This is a genomic window from Sporosarcina sp. BP05, from assembly GCF_014282005.1.
In the GTDB taxonomy this organism is placed as follows: domain Bacteria; phylum Bacillota; class Bacilli; order Bacillales_A; family Planococcaceae; genus Sporosarcina.
Map to the genome: position 1 here is coordinate 37,626 of NZ_JACFTD010000019.1, position 24,447 is coordinate 62,072.

Here is a 24,447-nt window from a genome sequence, read left to right on the forward strand (position 1 = left end):
ACTAAACGACTCCTTCCTATACTCATTAATTATAAGCTGTATAGCAGAATTTATCCACTTCGGGTGGACCATGCCTGTGCACCGCACAATTCAAAAATAGTGACAGGTACCTGTGCAAAGTCGTATTCGAACGATTCACTACAATTCCATATTTATTCAAAGGGGTTTAGATAGGTAACTGATTAGTTAATCTCTTTTGGTTTTTTATACAATTGGGTGAATTGTTGGTTGTTTTTTGTTGCACAGGCACACAAACAATTTGTTACCTAGGTACCAGTTTGGTTACTCGGCTACTGCAAAACGAAGAACTGCCTCTTCCAATACGTCAATTCCGATTAAGATATCCTCAATAGCTGTGTATTCATTTGGATGGTGACTGATTCCGTCTACGGATGGAACGAAAATAAGCCCTACAGGACATAACCGGGTCATGTTCATGGCATCATGGCCAGCCCCACTCTGCATGAGTTGATAGGGAATATTCTTGTCCTTACAAACCATTTCTAGCGCATTATTAATTTCTGGGGATAGAAGTACAGGCTCTTCAGAACTAATTTCAATACTTTCTATCTCAAGCTGTCTATTCTCTTTAATGGAAGCGATCGTTTGCGCTAAATGATCTTGCACACGTTGCCTTGATTCTACGGAAGTGGATCTCATATCAATTTTCAATTCCACATCTCCTGGTACGACGTTCATAGCCCCATTGAACACCTCCATAACACCTAATGTAGCGACAGTACCAAAGTCTTCCTCTGCCTTCGCGACTTTTTCAAGTTCCAAGGCAATTTCTGCTGCCCCAAGAAGAGCATCTTTTCTCATATTCATCGGAGTCGTGCCTGAATGCGATGCTTTACCTGTTATTCTAACAATTAGCCTAACCGGTGCAGCAATTCCTGTAACAATACCGATTTTTTTATGATTATTGACTAATACTGGACCTTGCTCGATATGCAATTCAAAAAAAGCTTTAAATTCCTCATTCACTCGACTTGCCTGATCGATACCATTAATATCAAGTGCGCAATAAGAGAGTGCATTTTCTAAAGTAATGCCATCTCTATCTTTCAAATGTCGATATTTGTCCTTTTCAAATAGCCCTGCCATCGCTTTACTTCCAATTGTTGATACACCAAAACGGGATGATTCTTCGCACGCAAATGAAATCACTTCAATGGGGTGGTTTGTTTCAATCTTATTTTCATTTAGGCGTTTGATCACTTCCAATGCAGCTGTTACGCCAAGTACACCATCGTATTTCCCGCCCTGGTAGACAGTGTCCAAATGAGAGCCCATGGCAACAGGGGGGAGCCCTTTAATCTTACCTTCCCGTCTGGCAATTACATTACCACAAGAATCCATGCGAATCGCTAGGTTTTCAGCCTTGCACATCCGCATAAAAGCATGGGTACATGTTTGTTCCTCGTTGGAGTAAGCAATTCGTGTTATTCCCTTATCACCAGTATTGTATTGATTTATAGTAGCAAATAATGCTTCAAATCTTTTTCTTCTATCCATGCCCGTAACCTCCAATTATCCATTTTCATCTTAGCTTGAAGAAAGAGTATACGATTTAAATAACTCATTTAATGATATGTGTCCCTGCCTTTTCATTGATTGCGTCTTTTAAACTTTCGGTATTCGTAATGATAACTCGAATCCCGCTCTCCTCCAAAAAGCTTAAGCTGGCCTCAATTTTAGGGAGCATAGTCCCTTCAGGAAAATGGTTTTCACGTACATATTGCTTCGTCTGTGAAACTGTAATACTTTCCAGCTCTATTTGGTTAGCTTTACCAAAGTTAATACAAACCTTCGATACACCTGTTGTAATAATTAACGTATCTGCGTGTATTTGTTTCGCTAAAAGACTTGTCGCAAAGTCTTTATCGATAACTGCATCTATTCCTTCATATGTATGATCTTCCCGCTGTACGACAGGGATTCCACCACCACCCACTGCAATAACGACAAAATTAGAGTCAATGAGGGACTTAATCGCATCCTTTTCAAGTATATTAATTGGTTTAGGGGATGGTACCACACGCCGGTATCCTCTTCCGGAGTCCTCAATAAATTTCCATTCCGGATGTGTTGCCTTCATTCGTTCAGATTGTTCAAATGTATAAAATGATCCCACAGGTTTTGTTGGGTTTTTAAAGTTGGGATCATCTGAACTAACTTCAACCCGAGTTAGAAGAGTAGCAACTTTTTTATCAATACCCCTTCTTGCAAACTCATTTGTTAATGCCTGTTGAATTTGATAGCCAATCCCGCCTTGTGTATCCGCTACACAATTAACGAGCGGGATTAAAGGCATTCCTTCTTGTTCGCGTGCAATTTCAGACCTTCGAAGACCGAAACCTACCTGTGGTCCATTTCCGTGTGTAACGACAACTTTAAAGCCTTCTTCCACCATATCGGCAATATTAATAACCGTTTTTTGCACGACTTCATATTGATCCTGAATTGAATCGAAGCCATTTCCTTTAACCAACGCGTTTCCGCCGATGGCAACAATTATTACTCCGCTCACACGTGTTCCTCCTATAATGCCCATGTAATGTTCTAGCTGCGTTTGTGTACTCGTCTGCTCAGTAGCTCAAATTCAAGCTCATAGGAAATGGATCCTTCATAGTCTTGATTATATACGGGATTGCAATAATTACATAGTGTCAGGTAGCTGTTCGTGGCACTATTCTAGTAATTCACTACAATTACATATTTATAAGGCGCGGATTAGGCATTCAGTGTAATATCTAATCCCATTTGAATTATTATACAACCGTGTGAGTACCACCTATGCACCACACAATTCAAAAACAGTCAAAGTTGGGTCTGAATTGTACCGTACACAGGCAACCAATAATTAAATAGGTATTGCTAATCGTCCATTTTTATCGTCTAATTAGCTAGTTGGAGAAAAATAAGGATTGGACTGAGATAAATGAAAAAGCTCATGAGTTACTTGGTTTTGTCGATGGTTATCGGCACATCATTAGCGGGATGTACACCAAAGGAAGAGACAACTGAAGTGAAGGAAGACAAAGTGGAGGATGTAAAAACGGTTCCTTTACTAGATGATAAAGAAAATTACCTTTCTGTAGTTGACGTGGACTATGCTTTTGAATTTGCAAAGAGTTTGGAACAATTTAAGACGAATGAGAAGCTCGGATTCCGCACTGCAGGATCGGTTGCAGAAATAGAAACCGGCGAGCATATCGGTGAAGAAATGAAGAAAATTGGTCTTGTCGAAGTGACAAAAGATGAGTTCAAGGTAGATACATGGGAGTTTGAAAAAGCGGAACTAACGTTTACAGATACTAACGGGAAAGAACATCTAGCTGTCCTCGGTGCTTATCAAGTGAATTTTGACACGGAAGGCGTAAAAGAGCTTGAAGTTGTCTACGCCGGTAAGGGAACTGCAGCTGATTTAGAAGGACTGGATATCGAAGGTAAACTCGTATTAGTTGATATTAATCAGCGTGAAGAATGGTGGGTAAATTACCCGGCGTATCAAGCACATGTAAAAGGTGCAGCTGCTGTCATTACCGTGCAAGAAGCTGGCTATGGCGAAGTGGACCCAGATGCGTTGAATGCACAAGATATTTGTGGACCGGATGATGCGCCAGCGTTTTCGATGTCCCAAACGGATGCAACTAGTTTAAAAAAAGCACTTCAAGCAAATGGAAATTCTCTAACGGTGAAGTTCGATGCTAAATCGACTGTACAAATGGATGGAAAAACGTATAATTACTACGGTAAAATTATTGGGAAAGATCCAGAATCCTATATCATTTTATCGGGACATTATGATTCGTACTTTGCTGGATTTCAAGACGACAACGCGGCAATTGGTCTTATGATGGGTGTTGCAAAAGGATTGATTGACAGTGGGTATCAACCTGAAAAAACAATTATTTTTAACGCGCTAGCGGCGGAAGAGTGGGGCGTTTCGAACTCCCGTTACGATTGGTCAACAGGGGCATACAATCAAATCTTCAACATCCACCCTGAGTGGGTAGGAAAAGCGTTTGCCAATATGAACTTTGAGTTACCGGCATATGAACATACAACGCAAGATGAGATTCGTTCGGTCTATGAGTTGAACAGCTATTTGACTGAGTTTGCAAAAGATGTACCACAGCTGTCTGAAGTCTATAAAGACGGAATTTCAGTTGTATCCCCACTACGTACGTGGTCGGATGACTTTTCGTTTGGAATCGCTGGTGTTCCTGCACTTCGCAATGACTTTCAGGACAGCGAATTTATGCACTCGCATTATCATTCCCAGTTCGATAGTGAAGATGCTTTCAATGCACATGCACTGAAATTCCACTTGAATCTATATGGACTCCTGACAATGCATTACGATACGACTGCAGTTGTTCCACTGGATTTCACGATGCGTTTGAACGCGCTGAAAGAACAAGTTAACGCATCTGTATTTGAAGAAGCAGCTGTATCACCTGACGAATTAATCGCAGAAATCGATCGTGTTCTTGCGATTACTGATGATGTAAATGAAAAAGTAGCGAAGGTAAATAAAGATTATTTTGCTGCACTGTCAAAAGGGGATTCGGATACTGCTCAGAAAATGTATGAGGAAAGCCGTGCGTTGAACAGTGGATTGCTAGCTGCATTTAAGTATGCGGAGGATCAATTTGTACGTTTAACATGGGAAGATGAGCAAATTTTCCCGCACGAACATGCACAAAATAACATCGAGAATATAACGCTATCAATTGAAGCATTAAGCAAAGGGGACATTGCTACTTCGTTGGACGAGTATTTATACAGGGTCGATAACAACTGGTACGCATATGCCTTCGATAAAGAAGTATTCAATTACTTCACAGATTACGTACTAAAAGCACCTAAAGAAAAACTAATGTGGGGCGAAGGAAGAATTGTCGGCCACGAAGACTTATTTGATACGATTAATTCGTTGAAAGCCAAGAGTGAACAAGCAAATGCTGATGTTTCCAAAGAGATTGAAACATTAAAAGGCGCACTAGAAAGACAAATCGAGTTGTTGAATTCAACTGTGTTGGATGAAACGGCGAGTGTGAAAAAACTAGGCGAGCTATTGAGTGAGCTGAAATAAGGTACGCGTAAAGGTGAGTCTTCTAGCCAAGCAATTGTAAACTGTACCCTATAAGATGGACACTTTGAAAAAGTCCCTCTTATAGGGTATTTTTGAATTTTAGGTACCTGCAAAACTGTATTTAGATAATTCACTTCAGTTACATTTTTATGCGAAAAAGATTAGATAGGGAACTGATTATCTAATCTCTATTGGTTTGTTATACAACTGCGTGAATTATGGGTTGTTTTTTGTTGCACAGGCACACAAAAAACTAAGAAAATGATGCTATTTCCTTAGTTGTCCTTTCGTTTCATAAAAAAGCGATGAACCAATACCTTTTTTACAATCCAAGGACGCAGTAATATGGTTGGGGATTGTACAAGGTTCATTACATCAATAAAGGATTCATAGACTTTTTGATTTTTAGATGATAAAAGGAAGATATGCTTTGAATACCATTGTTGAATGGAAAGACCAAAAGGTTTCTTTCCAGATACACCAGGATAACGAAAATCTTCTGTGATGACCATATTCCAGATGGGGGATAGGATCTTGGCTATCTTTTTATGAAAAGTAGTTTGCAATTTATCTAGGTCATCGTTATTATTTTTAAATAATTTTTGCATAGTAAGTGCTTCAATGATTGCAATACTCATTCCTTGGCCGAAAACAGGGTCGATTCTGCAAACTGTATCTCCAATGAGTAATAACCCTTTTGGCAGCTGCTTGGTTTTATCAATTCGCTTCCAACTAATGTGCGGTACTCGGTATACTGTCGTTTTAGATAGCGGCTCTGCATGTATTAATTCGTTATAAATATCTGCTTTTGGAAGCCTATTTGCAAGATGGAGGAACCCGCTTTCATCTTTTAAAACTTCCTTTTCTTGAATACTATTTTGGTAACCAATGATTGTGACGATATGCTGATCATTTTCTATTTTGGAGATGGTGCCGCCTATTTTTTCGTCGGGGGGATTAGGATAAATTAATTTTATCTTCCAGTCCCTGGTCTGGCTTTTTGGAAGACGAAATGTTTTGCTGACATAACATAAGCCGATAGCAACCTTTTCAATTTGAATAGGTATGTTTAGCTTTTTGAAAAAATGAGCTGTAAGGCTGCTCGATCCGCTTGCATCAACGATTAAATCAGCCGTTAATGTCTTACTATTGCCGTCATTTGTGCTAACCTCGACCCCGTAAATTCGATTGCCCTCTTGCTGATGCAATAAGTTTTTCACGTTTTGGCTATAAAGATAGGTCACATTAGAAATGTTTTTAATGTATTGTTCAATATGCCATTCAAGATGTGGACGGGATTGAAGGGTTGTTGACTTTCCGCCATCATAACGGAGCTTCCAAACGCCATGATGAAACCATGCAAGATCTTTTGTAGAATTGATTTTCACAGCTCCATTGTTGTGAAATGTCTCCGTAATTCCCGGAAATAAAGCCTCAAGGCCGTATTGGCCAGCATGGAGCAGTGCATGTAAATGGTCACCTTGCCGTGCCCCTTTTCTCGCCAGCTGACCATTCGTTTCATCATCCCGCTCAAGGATGATTACCTCCTTAAAAAAGTCTGACAACACACGAGCGGCAAGCTTCCCTGAAATCCCCCCACCGATAATAATGGCTTTTTCCCTGTTGGACATTATGCAAGCACATCCAATCAATTATTTTTCTATTAATATACCATATTAGTTGAGGGCGGAATGTTAATCAGGCTTTGATGTTGGGTGCACCACTAGCGTTGCACAGCAGTGAAATAATGTAAAACAAAGGATTGAAATTAGAAATAAAGTTAAATTAATACGAAGAAAGGGGAAGTAGATCAGACATTGAATTGGTATTTATCATTGGGGTGATGGTCATTAGTTTAAATCTGACACTATCCGGAATTTCATATAATCACAAAAAAATCAGCCATGTACGTGAATGGCTGATTTTTCGTGTTAATTAGGGGATGTGACTGATTATCTGACGGTTAAAGCTTCGCATATTCAGGATTAGCAACCTTCACAAGCTGCTTACCAAGATTCGTCCCTTTGAACAAACCGAGGAATGCTTCCGGCGTATTTTCAAAGCCTTCGACAATTGTTTCCTCGTATTTCAGCTTACCTTGTTGTAGCCATTTACCTAAATCTGTAGCGCCAACACTAAAATCAGCAGCGTAATCGCCAAGTGTGAAGCCTTTCATAAGAGAACTTGTCTTGATCATCGTTGATTGGATTCGGGGTCCTGAATCTTTACCTTCCGCATTATAAGAAGAAATAGCTCCACATAATGGAACTCGGGCGTTCCTATTTAAATGTTTGAAAACAGCATCTGAAACGTCGCCACCAACATTATCGAAATACACATCAACTCCGTCTGGTAGGGCATTTTTAAGGTCAGCTTGAAAGCTATCTTTTTTATAATTAACAGCTGCATCAAAGCCAAGCTCATTTAGCAAGTAGTCAATCTTTTCATCTGAACCCGCGATGCCTACTACTTTTGCACCTTTAATTTTAGCGATTTGTCCAACTGCTGAACCAACAGCGCCGGCAGCTCCAGAAACGACGACGGTTTCACCTTCTTGCGGTTTACCGATGTCTAGCAATCCGAAATAGGCGGTTAAGCCCGGCATGCCCAAAATCCCTAAATGGGTAGAAACAGGAGCCATTTTCGGATCGACTTTTCGAATTTCTCGTTCACTGGCTACGGTATATTCAGCCCAGCTTAGGTTCCCAACAACCACGTCTCCTTGTTTGAAGGCATCTGATCGAGATACAACGACTTCTGCGACGACACCTCCAGCAATGACCTTGTTTAATTCAAATGGAGCGATATATGATTTTGCATCTTGCATTCTTCCACGCATGTATGGGTCAACGGATAAATAAAGTGTCCGTACTAAAATTTCATGTTCTTTTGGTGTGGGAACTGAACTCTCTACAAAATTAAAGTCTTCTTTGGAAGGCATTCCTTTTGGGCGGTTGGCCAAGTGGATTTCTTGTTGTTTTACTTGTGTCATTGTAGGACCTCCTCTATGTTTGCCGAATTAGTCGGCAGAACAAAAGTCTAACACTCATGAAGTACAAGGGACAAAGATTTCAGACTAAAGAGGTTGCCTATTAAAATTTAAGGTACCTGTGATGACGCTATTCCAGCAATTCACTACAATTACATATTTTTAAGGCATGGACTAGTAGGTATTTACTTCAACATCTAATGTCATTTGGGTTTTTATACAATTACGTAAATTGTTCGTTGTTGTTCGTTGCACAGGTACCGATTTTAATTGTGTCACACAATTGATACCCCATGCACATCTCACAGCAATGGTTATGACATATTCGGGTGATATGCTATTGCATAATAGTAAGAAGGAGGAAATTCATCATATGAAAAAACACATCTTTGCAATTACGGCAATTGCAGTATTATCAGTGGGGGCGGCAGGACAAGCTTCTGCATCTAGCATTCACACGGTACAATCAGGAGATACATTATGGTCTATTTCACAAGCCAATAATGTTAGCGTAGAAGAATTACAGACTTGGAACGAATTAGACTCTACTCTTATATATCCATCCCAAAATCTTGAAATAGAAGATAAGGTAGATACATATGTGGTTGCGAAAGGCGATACACTTCTTAGCATCGCCAATAAAAACGGCATTTCAGTAAGTGAATTAATGAAGTGGAATAACAGTTCAAGCGATTTAATCCACCCAGGAGATCAGCTTGTGTTGCAAGGATCAAAAGTAGTTTCAAAGCCAGCAACTACTAATCCAGTAGCAAAAGAGATGACTGTGACAGCAACGGCATATACAGCTAATTGTGAAGGCTGTTCGGGAGTCACATCAACGGGTATTGACTTACTTTCAAATCCGAACCAAAAAGTCATCGCAGTCGATCCGGCAGTCATTCAACTTGGATCGCGTGTATGGGTTGAAGGTTACGGTGAGGCGATAGCCGGGGATATCGGCAGTGCAATTAAAGGGAACATTATTGATGTCTTTGTTCCAGATGAACAAGACGCACTTGAGTGGGGTCGCAAAACGGTTAACATAAAGATTTTAAATTGATAAGGTACTAACTTCGGGAACGCAATGCTCAAAGTTAGTCATTTAATTCACTATAATTTAATCACGTCTGTTGATTAACCATTTATTCGCATAAAAAACTGGTGAGAAGGGTTTGGTAACCTTCAATTTCACTGGACCATTTTCGGTTCGCTTTCGGCTACCTATTCAAGTGAAAGATGCAGCTGCTTTGAAAGAAAAGAATAGATGACATTCTATAGAAAGAGTAAGTGCCCGAAGATACAATTTCGGGCACTCTTGCACGTTGTATAATGTGCTTCTAACTTACTTTTAGCAAAGAGTATGCATCTAGTTTCAGAAGTCAAAATTACCAATATGCTTGATAGTGTGGAAAATACGATTCACGATTCGCCAGAACGAACGAAATCAGCTATGAATAATTTTCTATACACCGTGGGGATTTCTTATTTGCCGCTCCATGAAAAGGCAGTCGAGACCGCAAAGGCAGTAGGTATAGTAGAAGTCAAACGGGACAAGAAAAAAAGCAGTTTGCTAAACGCTTACGAAAGCATTCAAAAAGAAGTCGATAAAGGAAAGATTGGTTTTAAACGCAAGCATGTAAGATGTTAATATAAGGCTTAATTTCAGGTGCCATTCTATTTATTGATATGAAGATTGGACATGTACGCGGATGTCTGATCTTTTTTGCGTGGTTATTCTGCTAGCTACATTCATAAATGGATGGAGCCTCACATAAATACTAGTGTATCTTAGGGAATTAACTTGTGGGTACAGGAGGCAGGAATAATTATGAGAGAAAACAATGGAGGGGAATCAGACTCTTCCACGAATCTAAACAGAAATAGTCCAAAAGTAAGCGCTGAGAATATGCATTCACAGACTGTAGGTAAAAGAGGTCCTGTACTGGAGCAGGACAGTATTTTGCATGAAACATTGGAGACCTTTATCCATTCAACATTTTTAGAAAGACCCGTGCATGCTAAAGGCTATGGTGCTTTCGGTTACTTTGAGACCGTGTATTCTATGGCAAACTATACGAAGCTTAGCTTTTTACAAAAACCTGGGCAGCGAGTTCCAGTTACGGTGAGGTTTTCGCTGGCTGTAAGCAATAAAGGTACTCCGGATACCTCACGAAATGTGCGTGGATTTTCTACTAAGTTTTATACTGAAGAGGGTATTTTTGATTTGGTCTTCAACCATATTCCTGTATTTTTAGTACGAGATGCCATACGATTTCCAGAGTCCGTCCAGGCTTTATCACCCTCACCGGTAACTAACCTGATGGATCCCGAACGGTTCTGGAGCTTCGTAGCCAGAGCTCCAGAATCAACCCATTTCGTTGTTCGGCTTTTCTCTGACGCAGGCACAGTAAAAAGCTTTCGCCACATGCCAGGTTATGGTGTGAACACCTACGTTTGGAGGAATGGGGAGGGCATTCGCAGTTATGTTAAATATCACTGGATTCCTGAGGCAGGGGAGCAGTATATAGACAGTCAAGAAGCGGCAAGGTGGAACGGCGAGAATCCGGATATTGCAGGTAAGGATTTGCATGATGCACTAGCAAAAGGAGAGCCCATTGTGTATGGGCTTTATGTGCAGCTTATGAATCCAAGAGACGAAACCGTTCTGTCTTATGATCCATTGGATGATACAAAAGTTTGGGATGAACAGCAGTACCCGCTGAGACCGGTTGGCCGCTTGAGGTTGAACCGAAACCCGGATAACTATATGGAACAAGTGGAAAAACTGGCGTTTTCACCATCCAATCTTTTAGAGGGGGCCGAATTATCAGATGATAAGATGCTGCAGGGGCGCGCCAATATTTACTCAGATTCCCAGCGTCGGCGTCTTGGACCGGATTTCCGGAAAATAACTATCAATCATCAGGAAGACTGGTCGCCAGCAAATCTCGTAACAAGCGGCAATGGCAGGTTTGTGGAGGGGCATCTGGAACGATCCGATTTGCCAAAACAGGATGATTTTACGCAGGCCGGGCAATATTATCAATCTCTTCCCCCTGTGCAGCAAGACCACCTAGTCACTAATCTTTCCACTGGTCTTGCCGGCATATCCGATGAAACGCGACGCATTGTTTTAACGTATCTGTACAAAGCGTCGCCGGAAATGGGCGAACGGGTTGTCAAGGCAATTGAAACGCAGAAAAAGGGTTAATTCTATAACGCATGGACTAAGTATTTACTGCAAATTCGACTATCATTTATGTTTTTATGTAGTTGCGTGAATTGCTCGTTGATATTTGTTGCAGGTACCGATTTTGAACCAGTAGGAGAGAACCTTATTCAAAAAAACAGGAAAGCCATCGACAAAACATCGCTGGGTTTCCTGTTTTTTTGTTGTTTAGTTGGATGTTGAATTGTTTTCCTTTTTTATAAACACAGACGGCGCATTCCGCAACAAACTTATTGGGGTATTCAAGAAAACAACCGTTCATGATATCGCGAGAGAATGTGAATTGTGTATGGGTATTCAGCCACCGCATTTTGATTAAAAAAACCACTAAGAGTGAATTGGTTGTAACATTTATGAATGCTTCGAAACACATCATCGACAAACAGAACCACAGATTACATACGTTGCTAAACCTATCTACTGTGATGGATTGTGAAAAACGGCTATACCTAAATACCATACAAAATTAGATAGGGCGATTTACAAGGGGGAGCCGAAGTTACTTGGCTTAGGACGAGCGCAGCAGCGAGTTCAATGAATACTTTATTTCAACATATCTAGCCGACTATGTACGAAAAGTTTCTCGGGGGAAAATCCATTTTTCACGAGGACCTTTTATTAATTTACGGGAAACCTCTATTGAATTCAGACCCATTGCAGCATGGTTTCTGGATTTGGTTTGTCGAAGATAGCGTAAAAAATGGGTGTGGCTCGAAGTAGTACTACCAATCACGAAATCGTGTTATGTATTTATTCTGAATTCATGGTACAATAGACATATGAGGAATTTCCACATTGCTTTCCGAACTAGGGCCAACTCTCTGCACTTGAATAGGGTGTTAATCAAAAATGAGAAATGGGGTTATATGTTATGAAAGCTTTTATCATAATGGGTAACAATAAAGATACACCAGAACTAATCGATCATCTAAGAAAGAGAGATAGTGGGACGATTACAATCGTTGACGAAGAACTTGAAAATGGGCTATCCAGAAGAGGTGACCTTACCTATGTAAATGGGACTTATGTAGATAGCGTCAAGGACATGGATCTTCCTTTCGTGTATTATCACCACATACTACCAATGCATCGAAAAGATGGACGGAAGTGGCGACGGAGCTTAAGTAGTGTAGGTTGAATAGTGACGGTACAAGGTGTTTTAGTCCGTTCAAAATAGGGAATTGCGCTTAAATTTCAGGTACCCTTCACTAAATCCAAAAAGTGTTTAACCAAACTGACGTAGTCTGCAACCAACCCCAGAAAGCCTCCAATCAACGGGCGAGTGTCCAACGAAACTAGCGGAGTGTCCAACCAATCCTAGAAACTGTGCAACCAAGCCCAAAGAGCCTGCAACCAACCCTGATTAATTGTGCACAGGGCTACTTAGATAGTCTTCTAAAATCGTGTAGTAATGGAAAAACCAGACGAATTGGAGAATGTCTGGTTTGTGCATATTTATTAAGATGTGTAAATAGTTGATCTTTGTGTCAAGCGTAGATACCCCTCAGGATCCGACACATTTTACTGATTCTTTTCGAAAACCTCTTTGGCTATTCCCATTGCCTGAACGGCTTTAGGGAACCCGACATAGCCGACACACTGGATGATGATTTCGATAATTTCTTCTTTTGTGAGGCCGATGTTCAAGGCTGCCTGCAAGTGAACTCTATACTGATCAAAAGCACCCTGTGTGATGAGCGTAGTGAGTGTTATGTATTCCCGGTGTTTGAGGGAAATTGCTTCTCTAGCGTAAAGCTCTCCAAAGCCGAATGATACAATCATATTGTAAAAGTCAGGTGAAATATCCTTCATTTCTGCCATGACCGTACGTACTTCTGGGGAGAATAGTTCTTCCATTACATTTAAACCGGACTCGTGTCGTTTTTCATTTTCCATATTATTGCCTCCCCATTGTTGGTGGAATTTCATTTTCAAGAACTAATGCTTCAATTACGATCGGTTTGTTGGTTTCTTTAATCAGTTGTAACCCTTCTTTTATAGCATCGGTTAAATCATAAGGATTGTGGCATGTAGTTGCTGTTAGTCCCATTGATTCGGCAAATCGGGCTACGTCTAGTGGGGTCTCATAAATACCACCGATGGACGTGCCAATCATTTTTTGCATTCCTTTTTCCACCATGTCTAATCGTCCATTATTCAAAACGATAAACAGGACAGGGGAGTTGTAATTGTACGCTGTGGAAAGTTCCGTACCATGCATGAACATACAACCATCACCGACTAAGCAGATAATTGTTTTCTCGGGGGCTGCGAGTTTTGCACCGATGGAATAGCCAATTCCGTTGCCCATCGCACCGAATATATCATCAAAGAAGAAAGTCCCTGGTTTATAAATATCAAAGTACTTGATGCCGTAGAAAGAGTGGCTCCCATCATCTCCAAAAATAATCGCATCATCCGGAAGCGTGTTACGCATCGCCCGTAATACTTGGACCGCAGACATTCGTTCTCCTGGCTGATTATCCTCAAGTGGGCTTAACTCGATTGTTGTTAAAAAAGCTTCGCTGTTTGTTTCGGGTATATCCTTTAAAATTGCTGTCAGATTCGATTTTATATCGCCAAGTACAGGTGTAGTAGGTACGTGAATCGCTTTTCCAATATAGGTTTGGTCATAGTCAAAGTGGATGACGTGTTCTGGGTACATTGCTTCAGATAGGCCAGCGATTGACATGTCACTTAGTTTTGATCCAATTACAATTAATACATCAACGGGTTCATTCAAATAGGCGGATGCTTCTGGAGTACCACCTAGTCCAAATGCGCCTAATGAAAGCTTATGATTGGATGGAAATGTACCTTTTCCTCCCGGTGTTGTGATGACAGGGATGTTCCAATACTCAGCAAGATGCTGCACTTCTTCGTAGGCCATGCTGGAATGAACGCCTTTCCCCAGGAAGAGAAGGGGACGCTTGGCCGCATTCAGTTTTTCGATGACTTCACTCGTTTTGGGAGAGATCATTTCATGGGACACTGGAAATTCCAGTTGGAATGGTTCAATCTCTTCTAGTAAAATATCAAACGGAATAGATAGATGCACAGGTCCTTTAACACCTGACAACGCCTTTTCAAGGGCATGTTGCAGGAACGGCTGTAGCATATCACCTCGTTCTACTCGTGCACTGAACTTGGTGACCGATTTGAACATATCCACAAGATCGGTACCGAATATGCTGGAATCCTGTCCCATTGCTTTTCCAGTATCTTTTAGTGAAGGGTGCCCTGTGATAATTAATAGAGGTAGATTAGAGGCTTTCGCCTGACCAGCAGCTGTCAGCAAGTTGGTCCCACCAGGCCCAGACGTACCAACTGCGACCCCGATTTTTTGATTCATTAAGGCATAGCCAGAAGCTTCAAACCCAGCCGCTGCTTCATGTTTACTTAATACAAATTCCAAATCATGTTTTAATATCTCGAATAAGATAGGGGATATTGCCTTTCCTGGAATGCCGAAAATATGATTAATTCCCCACTGTTTAAAATTTGATACTAATACGGACGCAGTCGTTGTCATGATGTTTTGCTCCCCCTATTATCTTTATCGTTCCAAATAAATTTTCTCGATTTCCTCAATAGGAAGTGGCTTACTGAAGAAGTAGCCTTGTGTTATATCACACTGGTGTTTTGTCAGAAAGTCGAGCTGTTCCTTTGTTTCAACACCTTCGGCAATCACTTCTTTATGAAGGTTGTGTGCTAACGTGATAATTGCGTTTACAATAATGGCGTCATTCGGATCGTTCATCAATTCACTAATGAAGGATTTGTCGATCTTAATATAATCAATCGGGAAGTTTTTAAGATAATTCAGCGAGCTATAGCCAGTCCCAAAATCGTCAATACTGATGCCAATGCCGAGCGATTTCAGCTTTTTCAATACGATAATGGAGTATTCGTACTCCATCGCCATATATTCAGTAATCTCTACTACGATATATTGCGGGTCAAGTGCTGTACGTTTCAGCACATCCTCCATATAGGTTACGAGATTTCTTGTAAGAAATTGCTGTGTAGATAGATTAACGGAGACTTTTATCGGTTCCATTCCAGCATCCTGCCATTTTTTGTTTTGGGAACATGCTTCATTGATGACCCACTCTCCAATTTGGGTGATCAAGCCGTTTTCTTCGGCCAGTTTGATAAATTTCCCTGGAGGGAGCAGACCTAGCCTAGGATGCTGCCAGCGAATTAACGCTTCAAACCCAACCAATTTACCGGTTTGATTATGAATTTGTGGCTGATAATGAAGAACAAATTCATTATTCTCAAGTGCTCTCCTTAAATCGATCTCGAGACTGTATTCGTCCATCATATCTTCTAATAATTCGGAGGTATGAATTACATAGCGATTTTTACCTTGTAATTTTGCCTGGTACATCGCATTATCTGCGTAGACCATGAGCTTCTCCATTGAAATGGGGTAGTCAGGATAAATCGCAACCCCGATACTCGCTGTCGTATGTAATTCTTTCTCGCCGACTTGAAAAGGTTCATGAAACAGATTGAGTATCTCTTCAGCCTTTTTCGTGGCATAATCAGGACTACTAAAATCAGTAAGTAGGAAAATGAATTCATCCCCACCCATTCGGGCAAGTATATCCTTTTCCCCAAGAGAACGGCATAAACGCTTGCTTACCTTCGTAATGAGTTCATCCCCATAGGAATGACCGAAGTTATCGTTAATGATTTTAAAACGGTCCAGATCGATGTATAAAAGTGCCATAGTATGACGGTGACCTGCATTTAGTTCTGCGATGATGGTTTCTAACTCTCTATTAATATATCGTCTGTTTGGTAGGTTTGTTAAGTCATCATGATAGGCTAAGTAGTTATACTTTTCCTGCAATAAGTAACGGTCTGAAATGTCCCTGAACTGACCGAAGGCACCAATCATTTTGCCTTCTTCGTAAATGGGCTGGGCATCGAATAGGCAGACAACTAGGTTACCCGCGTCATCTACAAATTTGATTTCTTCGTTTTCGACTATTTTTCCCTGTTCCAGTACTTCTTTAAAATAATCTCCCGTTATTGGCGAATCGTAAATGTTTCTTCCTATAACGGATTCTCTGCTGTTATTCGAGATTTTTTGGGCAAAATCATTAAACTCTGTAGTGATTCCGAACTCATCCGTGACAACGATCCCATTTCTTGTCCTGCTTAACATAATCTGATTCATAATATTAAGCTTCTTATTTTGTTTCCTTAATAAGAGTTCTCTCTCAATCGAATCAACCGCCTGGGCTAACATCGTTAGAAAAAGTGGATTTTGAAACGAGATGGGCATCATGATGGACACGCTACCAAGTAGGTTATTGTCATCTGTATAATGAAATGCAGTCCCGTAACACGCAATGTTTTGAAGAAACGTATGATAATGTTGATCGCCAATTAAACTGATTGGGTGCTTTTGTAGCAATGAAAGACTGACAACATTCGTGCCTGTGTCTTCCTGGGTGAACAGGCCGCCTAGTCTGATCCCGAATTGATCGATGGTAGACTTTATGGTTTCATCTCCTTCTATTTCAAGAAGATATCCGTTTTCATCCGAAACAACAACGAGTATCGGGGTGCCTTTTAAGGAGTTCAGCAGCTTATTCGAGAAAAAACTCACAACTGACAGGATTTCACTATATGATTTTCTTTTCTCAGCAAACTGAACTTCGCTTAAAAAGTTCTTGGGTCTTGATACCTCATTAGGATCCATCCCGGACTCTTTGCACATTCTTTTAGATTCTGTAATGTAGTATGGATCCGTCATATTTATATCCTCCTCCTCCTAAGGCTCTAGCATGGATTAAATGCAGCCTAGGATAAATTATTATTTAGTCGGCACTTAACAAATGGAGTATTACTCCAGCGCACCTTTGTCGTCTCACTTAATAAACCCACCCAGAAGATCACTGTGGAGGGATTGATCTGCTTCCCTCGATAGTCTTATACTCCGGCGCCTGCAGGATGCGGGTGTGCGGCCTTTCATTAGTGTCGCTCCATTGCTAGATTTGTTCGTAGTACTGGTGAGGTATCTCGCCTAGGTAAACCTATATAAGTAGTTCCGAAAATATAGCCGAACTTTTAATGGGAAAGTAAAAAAGAATCCCCGATTTTTGAGGTTAAATCATTACAAAATAACCAGTAGAAAGGATTCATAGTATACCAATTTTACCGCAACCCAACCTTAATATCAATCCAACAATATGCGTAGCGGCTCGCGTTGCGTAGAAGAAAAAGTGATTTCAGGGAGCTGTGGGCGGCGCTGCCCTGAAAGTATGCTATAACTTTTAAATAATAGAATGAAGATTAACAGATTCAGCAAAGTGTCCAACGAAAGTATCGAAGTGTCCAACAAAGCCGGGAAAGTGTCCAACGAAGCCCAGAAAGCGTCCAACAAACGGGTGAGTGTCCAACGAAAGTGTCGAAGTGTCCAACAAAGCCGGGAAAGTGTCCAACCAAACCGAAGAAATCTCCAACAAACCCAGCAAAGTGTCCAACAAACCTAGAAAAAGTACCAGAAACTACTTTGCGTGACAGTTTTCAGAAGATATACTACAATTATAATGTTGGAATAACGGACCAGACATCTTAGTTAATGTCTGGCCTATTTTGCATGTTTATTCAAGCGTTCGCTCGATGGGAAGATAGTCACCAGTTCGAACCTAACACGAATTACCGCAGTATTATCGTTTTATATAAAAGGGGGAGTATAGTTGCTATCAAGAATTAATAAAAAGAAAAGATTAATGGCTTATCTGAACGAGGAAAAAAACTCTTATCCGCAAATATTTGAAAACTCGCCCGATATTCTTCTCTTCGTTGTTGATCTAAAAGGGGTAATCGTCAATGTACGTGGAGGCAGTGACCAAATTTCCGGAATGAATGTTGAAGAAATTATTGGGAAAAAGTATAGCAACTTTATTTACGAAGAAGATTTAGAACTGGTAAAAGGCTACTTCGCCAAAGTATTAAACGGCGAGGCCCAATATGTAAAATATCGAGTCATTAATAATGGTGAAGTCATTCATATTGATGTGACGCTGACACCTATTCAAATAGAGAATAACGAAGTATTGGGCTTTTATGGATTAACAAGTAATGTTTCTGTTAATCAAGAATTGAAGCTTGATATTCAAGAAATGCGCGAAAAACTTCAATCATTAATTCATTATTCTCATGAAATTATTGGCATCCTCGATTCAGATGGAACAATTGTCTTTGAAAGTCCATCAATTGAGGCTGTTCTTGGCTATAAAGTGGAGGAAATTACGGGGAAAAACTTTTTTGATCTTTTGCATCCTGATGACCTTCATTTCAAGAAGGGTAAATTCAAAGAAATTCTCAATCGGCCAAATACTCCGTTCACAGCTGAGCTTAGATTAAAGCATAATAATGGGGAATGGCGTGACTTTGAGGTCATCTACACGAATCTCCTTAATACGCCAAGTGTGAATGGAATTATTTGCAATGTCCATGACATTACTGAAATAAAAAAGCAACAGCGCGAAATTCAATATATGGCTTATCATGATTATTTAACTGAGTTACCAAATCGACGAGCATTTGAAAATGCGGTGGATCTTGAAATACGACTAGCGAATATTGATAAAAGAAAGTTCGCTGTTATGTTGCTTAATTTAGACGGGTTTAAGTTTTTAAATGATTCATTAGGTCATGAGGTTGGTGATCTTTTATTAATTGAAATCGCACGGAAAATAAAAAACACGCTTAATAAAAACATAAAAATGATGGCAAGAATAAGCGGAGACGAATTCGCAATTTTAACTACAAACCTTCAAGACGTTCAATCAATTGAACAAATCGCGAAGGAAGCACTGCATGTTTTTGAGCAATCATTTGACATTAAAGGCTATAATCTTTTCATTACGACGAGTATTGGTATCAGTATTTATCCTGAATCTGGAGATGATACAGCTTCATTAATGAAAAATGCAGGCCTTGCATTATACCTTGCAGAAAAAGCAGGAAATGGTAAGTATCAAATCTTTTCACCAACGGCTAATGTCGCTACATACAAGGTCTTTTCATTAAGAAATGAGCTCAAGCAAGCGTTGCATGATAATCAATTTCTTGTCTATTACCAACCGATTGTTCATGCGGGGACGAATCAAGTTGGTAGTGTAGAAGCGCTACTTCGTTGGAATCATCCGGTTTGGGGAATTGTTCCACCGGATGAATTTATTCCGCTGGCTGAAGAATCGGGATTGATAATTCCAATCGGTGAATGGGTATTGCGGACAGTTTGCAAAAATGTGCGCTTATGGCATAATGCTGGTCACTTTATTCAGGCTTCAGTTAATTTGTCACTTGTGCAGTTTTTACAAGCAGGTTTAGTAGATATGATCTCTAGCATTTTACAAGAAAACGAACTTGATCCAAAATGGCTTAACATTGAAATCACGGAAAGTACAATGATGGAAAAGGAAGAAAAAGTGTTAGGTAAAATAAAGGGTTTGCGTGAATTAGGTATACAAATCTCACTTGATGATTTTGGTACAGGCTATGCATCCTTTAAAAGTTTAAGAGATATAAGACCTGATATATTGAAAATAGATAGGAGTTTAATAAAGGACATTCCTTCTGATAAAGACAGCTCCGAAATAGTAACTTCTATTATCCAATTGGCACAAAGGCTTTCAATAAAAGTCGTAGCAGAAGGTGTAGAAACGATAGAACAGCGAGATTTTGTATCTGACCTACAATGCGATTGGATTCAAGGGTATTTATTTAGTAGACCTGTTTCAGAAGAAAATATTTTAAAGTTGTTAAACGGAAAAATGAATTCTGAAATTGAATCCTTGCCTACTATAGAAAAAAGGAAATATTTTAGAATTGATCTCCAGTACCCGCTTGAAGCATTTATGACGGTTTCAGAAATAAATAGAAAGAAGGTCCAATTAGGAAGTACTAAAGTGTTAGTTAAAAACATAGGGCCGGGTGGATTAGGTTTTGTATCTAACATTAAACTTCCCGCAAGATCGGACATTGTATTGAAGTTTGAAACAACAATAATTGACAAGGAAATGACGCTTTATGGGACGATTGTATATGATGAGGAACAAGAAAATCTCCATCGATACGGCGTTAAATTCATAGTTGATGAGAAGAAAAGAGACTCCTTGATTAAGCATTTCAATCAATTTCAATTGCAGTTGAAAAAGGACCCCCTCTTAAAGGGTCATTCATTTGTAACAGAAAACGTGACAACTTATTTCAGGGAATTATAAGACTTTCTAGGTTCCTGCGCACAAAACTATCCAACGAACACACTGTAATTGCATACTAATAAAATAAAGATCAGACATGTACCTAAATGTCTGATCTTTTGTGAATGGTTACTTAAATACGTAAACTTTTTAATTGTGTCTCTTCAACAATGCCTTTTCACTCTATTAGCTGAAATAGAGATTCCATTCAGATCCGCTTCGGCACTTAGGGGATGCTTCTCGCCATAAGCCTGACCGCTGCGCTATCAGTCTTATGATCCCGGCTACCCCTGTTAGGTGCCTTCGCTCAATGTTTATATATACGTATATTCAATATTTATATATAGTAGGGAAATTAGCAGGCCGGACACCGTTCCTTTCTACACGAATTCACTTCTCAATTTCACGAGTACCCCCTCCCTCTGTTTCTTAACCCTAGGCACAGTAATGCCAAATTTTACAGCATATTCTGTAAGCGTGAATCCCTCCATGAGTAGCAATTGGACAAGTTCTCGCTCCGTAGGGGGCAAGATATCCAGTACATCTTCGAGCCTATTCGATGTGCCATAGGAAACATTGAGTTCGCGAAATAACGGCAGTTCTAGTTTGAAATAACCAATGAAGTGACTATGTATTTAGGTGGGCATATAGGTTATACTGGTTAGGTAAAACGTATGAGGGCAAAACTAGTGAAAAGTAGTGACGCAAAACTATAGGGGCTAATGTTTTTGACGATGCCAGCCAGTTGCCATAACGGACCTCCGTACGAATATAAACAGGGGCGGTAATGTAAACATGCGTAAAAAAATAGCGCTTTTTTGGCATTCCTTAAGATGTAATTATAATAGTATAATTCTTGAGGATTGTTTATGTGATGAAATGAAAAACAGAATTAAAGTGAAAAAAGATTATCACTCAACAAAAATAAAGGAACTCATTTCAAGTTCCCATGTAGAAGAGTATTAAGCGAAACAATTGCGCCCTTATATGAATAATCCGAAGATCAGCCATCTAAGTGGGAGGCTGATCTTTTTTTGTTTGAAATTTTTGGAGTATGGAAGTAGGTTAGGGAGGTGTCCAACGAATTTGATGGAGAGTGCAACGAATGGTGGAGTGTGCAACCAACTTTGCGAAGTGTCCAACGAATTCGATGGAGTGTGCAACCGAATCTACAGAGTGTGCAACGAAACTAGGAAAGTGTGCAACGAATGGTGGAGTGTGCAACCAACTTTGCGAAGTGTCCAACGAAGTCGATGGAGTGTGCAAACAAATCTACAGAGTGTGCAACGAAACTAGGAAAGTGTGCAACGAATGGTGGAGTGTCCAACGAACTTTGCGAAGTGTCCAACGAAGTCGATGGAGTGTGCAACCAAATCTACAGAGTGTGCAACGAAACTAGGGAAGTATGCAACGAATGGTGGAGTGTCCAACGAACTTTGCGAAGTGTCCAACGAATTCAATGGAGTGTCCAACCAACTCCCTGCAAGCCAAATTAGTTGGCAGAACACTAGCCTGTAACTCATAAATTACAAGGGGTCAAAAGTTTCAAGCAAAAAAGAGGTTACCCACAAATCCAAATTTGGGGCGACCTCTTTCTTGTTTTCAGGTGCTGAATTATAGAATAACAAGCAATAATCTATTGCGCTTAATCGCGAAAGGGATCATCACTCAGTCCCGCTTCAAGAACCAACTTTGCATACTCCTGTGCAGCAAACAGCGAGTGGTCTTTATAATTTCCACATTCAAGTGCAGAAACAGCGGGAATGTGTTCAGTTGTTACTACTTTTTCGAGAACTGTTGTTAAAGCGGCGGCGACTTCTTTAGGATCATGCTCATCCCAAATGACCATGTAAAATCCTGTTCTACATCCCATTGGAGAAATATCGACAATGCCTGTCAGTTCGTCACGCAAATACGTCGCAAGCAAATGTTCTAGCGTATGAACAGCCGAAGTCGGCATTGCGTCCTGGTTGGGTTGTAAAAATCGTAAGTCATATTTTTGAAGAATGCTGCCTTTCTCGTGCTGTTCCGTACCTGCCAAGCGTACATAAGGGGCTTTTACGATCGTGTGATCCAATAAAAAACTTTCGACTACCGCCATTTTAATCATCCTCTCAGGTTTGTCATCTAACCTATCACACTTTAACTCTCAATGTAAACTAATTTATGTAACAATTCCGAAAATGATGAATAGCCTTGTTGACACCAGTAAGAAAGCAGGATACGATAGGGTTTAGTAATTCATATAGAAATACTATGTTTTCAGTAAGTTCTGGGATTTTGACAGACTACTAGGAGGAATTATTATGCCAACTCTTAAAGTGAAAAAGGGAAATCCCTTTGCGCTTTTACCATTGCTTGTTTTTGTGTTGCTATTTATCGGCACGGGTATTTTTACGAAAGACTTTTCAAATATGCCATTGAATGTAGCGATACTAATTGCAGCCGCTATTGCTTTGATGATGAATCGAAAAGAAAAATTGTCCACTAAAGTGGAGACTTTTACAAAAGGGGCAGGCCATCCGAATATAATACTAATGGCTATCATCTTTATTTTAGCGGGTGCGTTTTCTGCAGTCGCTAGGGGAATGGGGGCGGTTGAATCTACAGTTAACCTTGGCTTATCCCTATTACCAACGAATTTATTGATGGTTGGATTGTTCGTGATCGGTTGTTTTATTTCGATTTCAATGGGAACGTCAATGGGGACCGTTGTTGCATTGGCACCAATTGGAATAGGGATTGCGAGTCAAACGGGTATCCCACTGGCATTGGCGATGGCGACGGTTATCGGTGGTGCAATGTTTGGTGATAACTTGTCGATGATTTCAGATACCACAATTGCGGCAGTTAGGACACAAAATATAAAAATGAAAGACAAGTTTAAAGTGAACTTTTTGATTGTTTTGCCCGGTGCAATTGTTACAGCGCTTATTTTAGGCATAATCACGCGAGGTAACGTAGCAGATTTGAGTGGGGACTATCCCTATGAGTTATTTAAAATACTCCCTTATATCGCGGTATTTGTAGCGGCGTTAGTAGGTGCTCATGTACTGGTCGTTTTGCTAGGCGGAACACTGTTTGCTGGAATCATCGGAATGATTGATGGGACTTACAGTTTAGGTGTTTTTTTACAAACAGTTGCTGAAGGGATCATTAGTATGGAGGATTTAGCGATCATTGCGATCTTAATCGGTGGTGTCGTTGAAATTATCAAACATAACGGCGGTATTGATTATCTTTTATATGCCATTACGAGCAAAATTAAATCGAAAAAAGGCGCTGAGTTTGGGATTGCCGGTTTAGTTAGTATGGCTAATATCGCCACCGCGAATAATACGATATCGATCATCATTACAGGGCCATTAGCAAAAAGCATCGCTGATGAATATGAGATTGACCCAAGGAAGTCAGCTAGTTTACTTGATATGTTCGCAAGTAGCTGGCAGGGGATTTTGCCTTATGGGGCGCAAATGCTTGCAGCCGCTGGACTAGCAGCAATATCACCGGTTAGTATTATTCCTTATTCATTTTATCCAGTATTAATTGGAATTTGTGGAGTTGTTGCCATTTTAATTGGTTACCCGAAGTTTCGTCAGAAAGACAAGGGTGGAGAACAGCTATGAATTTACCTAATCCATTGAAATTAAAAAGAAAGTCAGCCAACACTCAAAGTAACCCGTTCAGTTAAGTGGTACAAAACTTTAAATAACGCCGCAAATATCAATACAAATAACACTACATTAAAGTACAAATTAGCATTGCTTTTAGCAGTGCTAATTTTCATATGTTTATCGAAGTATTCCAGCAATAAAAGGAGAACAATTATTAATGTGGTATGATTATTGAAGAGTGAAGATTTAAAGTTCTGAATAGTATTAGTAAACCGTTA

The 24,447-nt window shown here is 40.1% G+C and carries 15 protein-coding genes, 1 pseudogene and 1 riboswitch; of the genes and pseudogenes, 7 read left to right on the plus strand and 9 right to left on the minus strand.

Features of this window, described 5'->3' with window-relative positions; genetic code table 11:
* Positions 1 to 282: 282 nt before the first annotated feature.
* Complete coding sequence (locus H2672_RS16195; RefSeq protein ID WP_186673081.1) at positions 283 to 1,518, minus strand: Zn-dependent hydrolase; 1,236 nt, start codon at positions 1,516 to 1,518, stop codon at positions 283 to 285.
* Positions 1,519 to 1,582: 64 nt separating this feature from the next.
* Positions 1,583 to 2,533 (minus strand): carbamate kinase family protein, encoded by a 951-nt coding sequence (locus H2672_RS16200; RefSeq protein ID WP_186673083.1) that lies wholly within the window; start codon positions 2,531 to 2,533, stop codon positions 1,583 to 1,585.
* A 411-nt stretch (positions 2,534 to 2,944) separates the two neighbouring features.
* Here H2672_RS16200 and H2672_RS16205 point away from each other — a divergent pair, with 411 nt between their 5' ends.
* The gene (locus H2672_RS16205; protein ID WP_222439432.1) at positions 2,945 to 5,104 is read left to right on the plus strand and encodes a M28 family peptidase; all 2,160 of its coding nucleotides are present in this window, start codon (positions 2,945 to 2,947) and stop codon (positions 5,102 to 5,104) included.
* A gap of 275 nt (positions 5,105 to 5,379) precedes the next feature.
* On the opposite strand, the gene H2672_RS16210 is transcribed toward H2672_RS16205, so the two are convergent.
* Complete coding sequence (locus H2672_RS16210; protein ID WP_186673085.1) at positions 5,380 to 6,735, minus strand: NAD(P)/FAD-dependent oxidoreductase; 1,356 nt, start codon at positions 6,733 to 6,735, stop codon at positions 5,380 to 5,382.
* Positions 6,736 to 7,067: 332 nt separating this feature from the next.
* The gene (locus tag H2672_RS16215) at positions 7,068 to 8,096 is read right to left on the minus strand and encodes an NADP-dependent oxidoreductase (RefSeq protein WP_186673087.1); all 1,029 of its coding nucleotides are present in this window, start codon (positions 8,094 to 8,096) and stop codon (positions 7,068 to 7,070) included.
* Positions 8,097 to 8,466: 370 nt separating this feature from the next.
* Between H2672_RS16215 and H2672_RS16220 the strand changes: the two genes are divergently transcribed.
* The 4 genes and pseudogenes from H2672_RS16220 to H2672_RS16235 all read left to right on the plus strand — a co-directional run bounded on the left by H2672_RS16220 (position 8,467) and on the right by H2672_RS16235 (position 12,460).
* Positions 8,467 to 9,153 (plus strand): LysM peptidoglycan-binding domain-containing protein, encoded by a 687-nt coding sequence (locus H2672_RS16220; RefSeq protein WP_186673089.1) that lies wholly within the window; start codon positions 8,467 to 8,469, stop codon positions 9,151 to 9,153.
* A gap of 312 nt (positions 9,154 to 9,465) precedes the next feature.
* Positions 9,466 to 9,741, plus strand: a pseudogene (locus H2672_RS16225) (DNA alkylation repair protein); the annotation flags it as partial.
* A 180-nt stretch (positions 9,742 to 9,921) separates the two neighbouring features.
* On the plus strand, positions 9,922 to 11,304 hold the full coding sequence (locus H2672_RS16230) for a catalase (RefSeq protein ID WP_186673091.1): 1,383 nt from the start codon (positions 9,922 to 9,924) through the stop codon (positions 11,302 to 11,304).
* An 889-nt stretch (positions 11,305 to 12,193) separates the two neighbouring features.
* The gene (locus H2672_RS16235; RefSeq protein ID WP_186673092.1) at positions 12,194 to 12,460 is read left to right on the plus strand and encodes a hypothetical protein; all 267 of its coding nucleotides are present in this window, start codon (positions 12,194 to 12,196) and stop codon (positions 12,458 to 12,460) included.
* Between the two features lie 383 nt (positions 12,461 to 12,843).
* On the opposite strand, the gene H2672_RS16240 is transcribed toward H2672_RS16235, so the two are convergent.
* The 3 genes from H2672_RS16240 to H2672_RS16250 are packed head-to-tail and all read right to left on the minus strand — an operon-like array spanning position 12,844 to position 17,095.
* On the minus strand, positions 12,844 to 13,218 hold the full coding sequence (locus H2672_RS16240) for a carboxymuconolactone decarboxylase family protein (protein ID WP_186673093.1): 375 nt from the start codon (positions 13,216 to 13,218) through the stop codon (positions 12,844 to 12,846).
* A 1-nt stretch (position 13,219) separates the two neighbouring features.
* Positions 13,220 to 14,854 carry a thiamine pyrophosphate-binding protein gene (locus H2672_RS16245; RefSeq protein ID WP_186673094.1) on the minus strand — a complete coding sequence of 545 codons (1,635 nt, stop codon included), beginning with the start codon at positions 14,852 to 14,854 and terminating at the stop codon, positions 13,220 to 13,222.
* Between the two features lie 24 nt (positions 14,855 to 14,878).
* Positions 14,879 to 17,095 carry an EAL domain-containing protein gene (locus tag H2672_RS16250; RefSeq protein WP_222439433.1) on the minus strand — a complete coding sequence of 739 codons (2,217 nt, stop codon included), beginning with the start codon at positions 17,093 to 17,095 and terminating at the stop codon, positions 14,879 to 14,881.
* A gap of 946 nt (positions 17,096 to 18,041) precedes the next feature.
* On the opposite strand from H2672_RS16250, the gene H2672_RS16255 reads away from it, so the two are divergent.
* The gene (locus tag H2672_RS16255; RefSeq protein ID WP_186673095.1) at positions 18,042 to 20,576 is read left to right on the plus strand and encodes an EAL domain-containing protein; all 2,535 of its coding nucleotides are present in this window, start codon (positions 18,042 to 18,044) and stop codon (positions 20,574 to 20,576) included.
* 359 nt (positions 20,577 to 20,935) lie between these two features.
* On the opposite strand, the gene H2672_RS20000 is transcribed toward H2672_RS16255, so the two are convergent.
* Together H2672_RS20000 and H2672_RS16265 are read right to left on the minus strand one after the other, a co-directional pair.
* On the minus strand, positions 20,936 to 21,085 hold the full coding sequence (locus tag H2672_RS20000) for a sigma-70 RNA polymerase sigma factor region 4 domain-containing protein (protein WP_186673096.1): 150 nt from the start codon (positions 21,083 to 21,085) through the stop codon (positions 20,936 to 20,938).
* Positions 21,086 to 21,224: 139 nt separating this feature from the next.
* A riboswitch (cyclic di-GMP riboswitch) is annotated at positions 21,225 to 21,308 on the plus strand.
* Between the two features lie 892 nt (positions 21,309 to 22,200).
* Positions 22,201 to 22,656 carry an S-ribosylhomocysteine lyase gene (locus H2672_RS16265; RefSeq protein ID WP_186673097.1) on the minus strand — a complete coding sequence of 152 codons (456 nt, stop codon included), beginning with the start codon at positions 22,654 to 22,656 and terminating at the stop codon, positions 22,201 to 22,203.
* A gap of 205 nt (positions 22,657 to 22,861) precedes the next feature.
* On the opposite strand from H2672_RS16265, the gene H2672_RS16270 reads away from it, so the two are divergent.
* Positions 22,862 to 24,181: a Na+/H+ antiporter NhaC family protein gene (locus tag H2672_RS16270; RefSeq protein ID WP_186673098.1), complete on the plus strand. Its 1,320-nt coding sequence runs from the start codon at positions 22,862 to 22,864 to the stop codon at positions 24,179 to 24,181.
* Positions 24,182 to 24,447 lie beyond the last annotated feature (266 nt).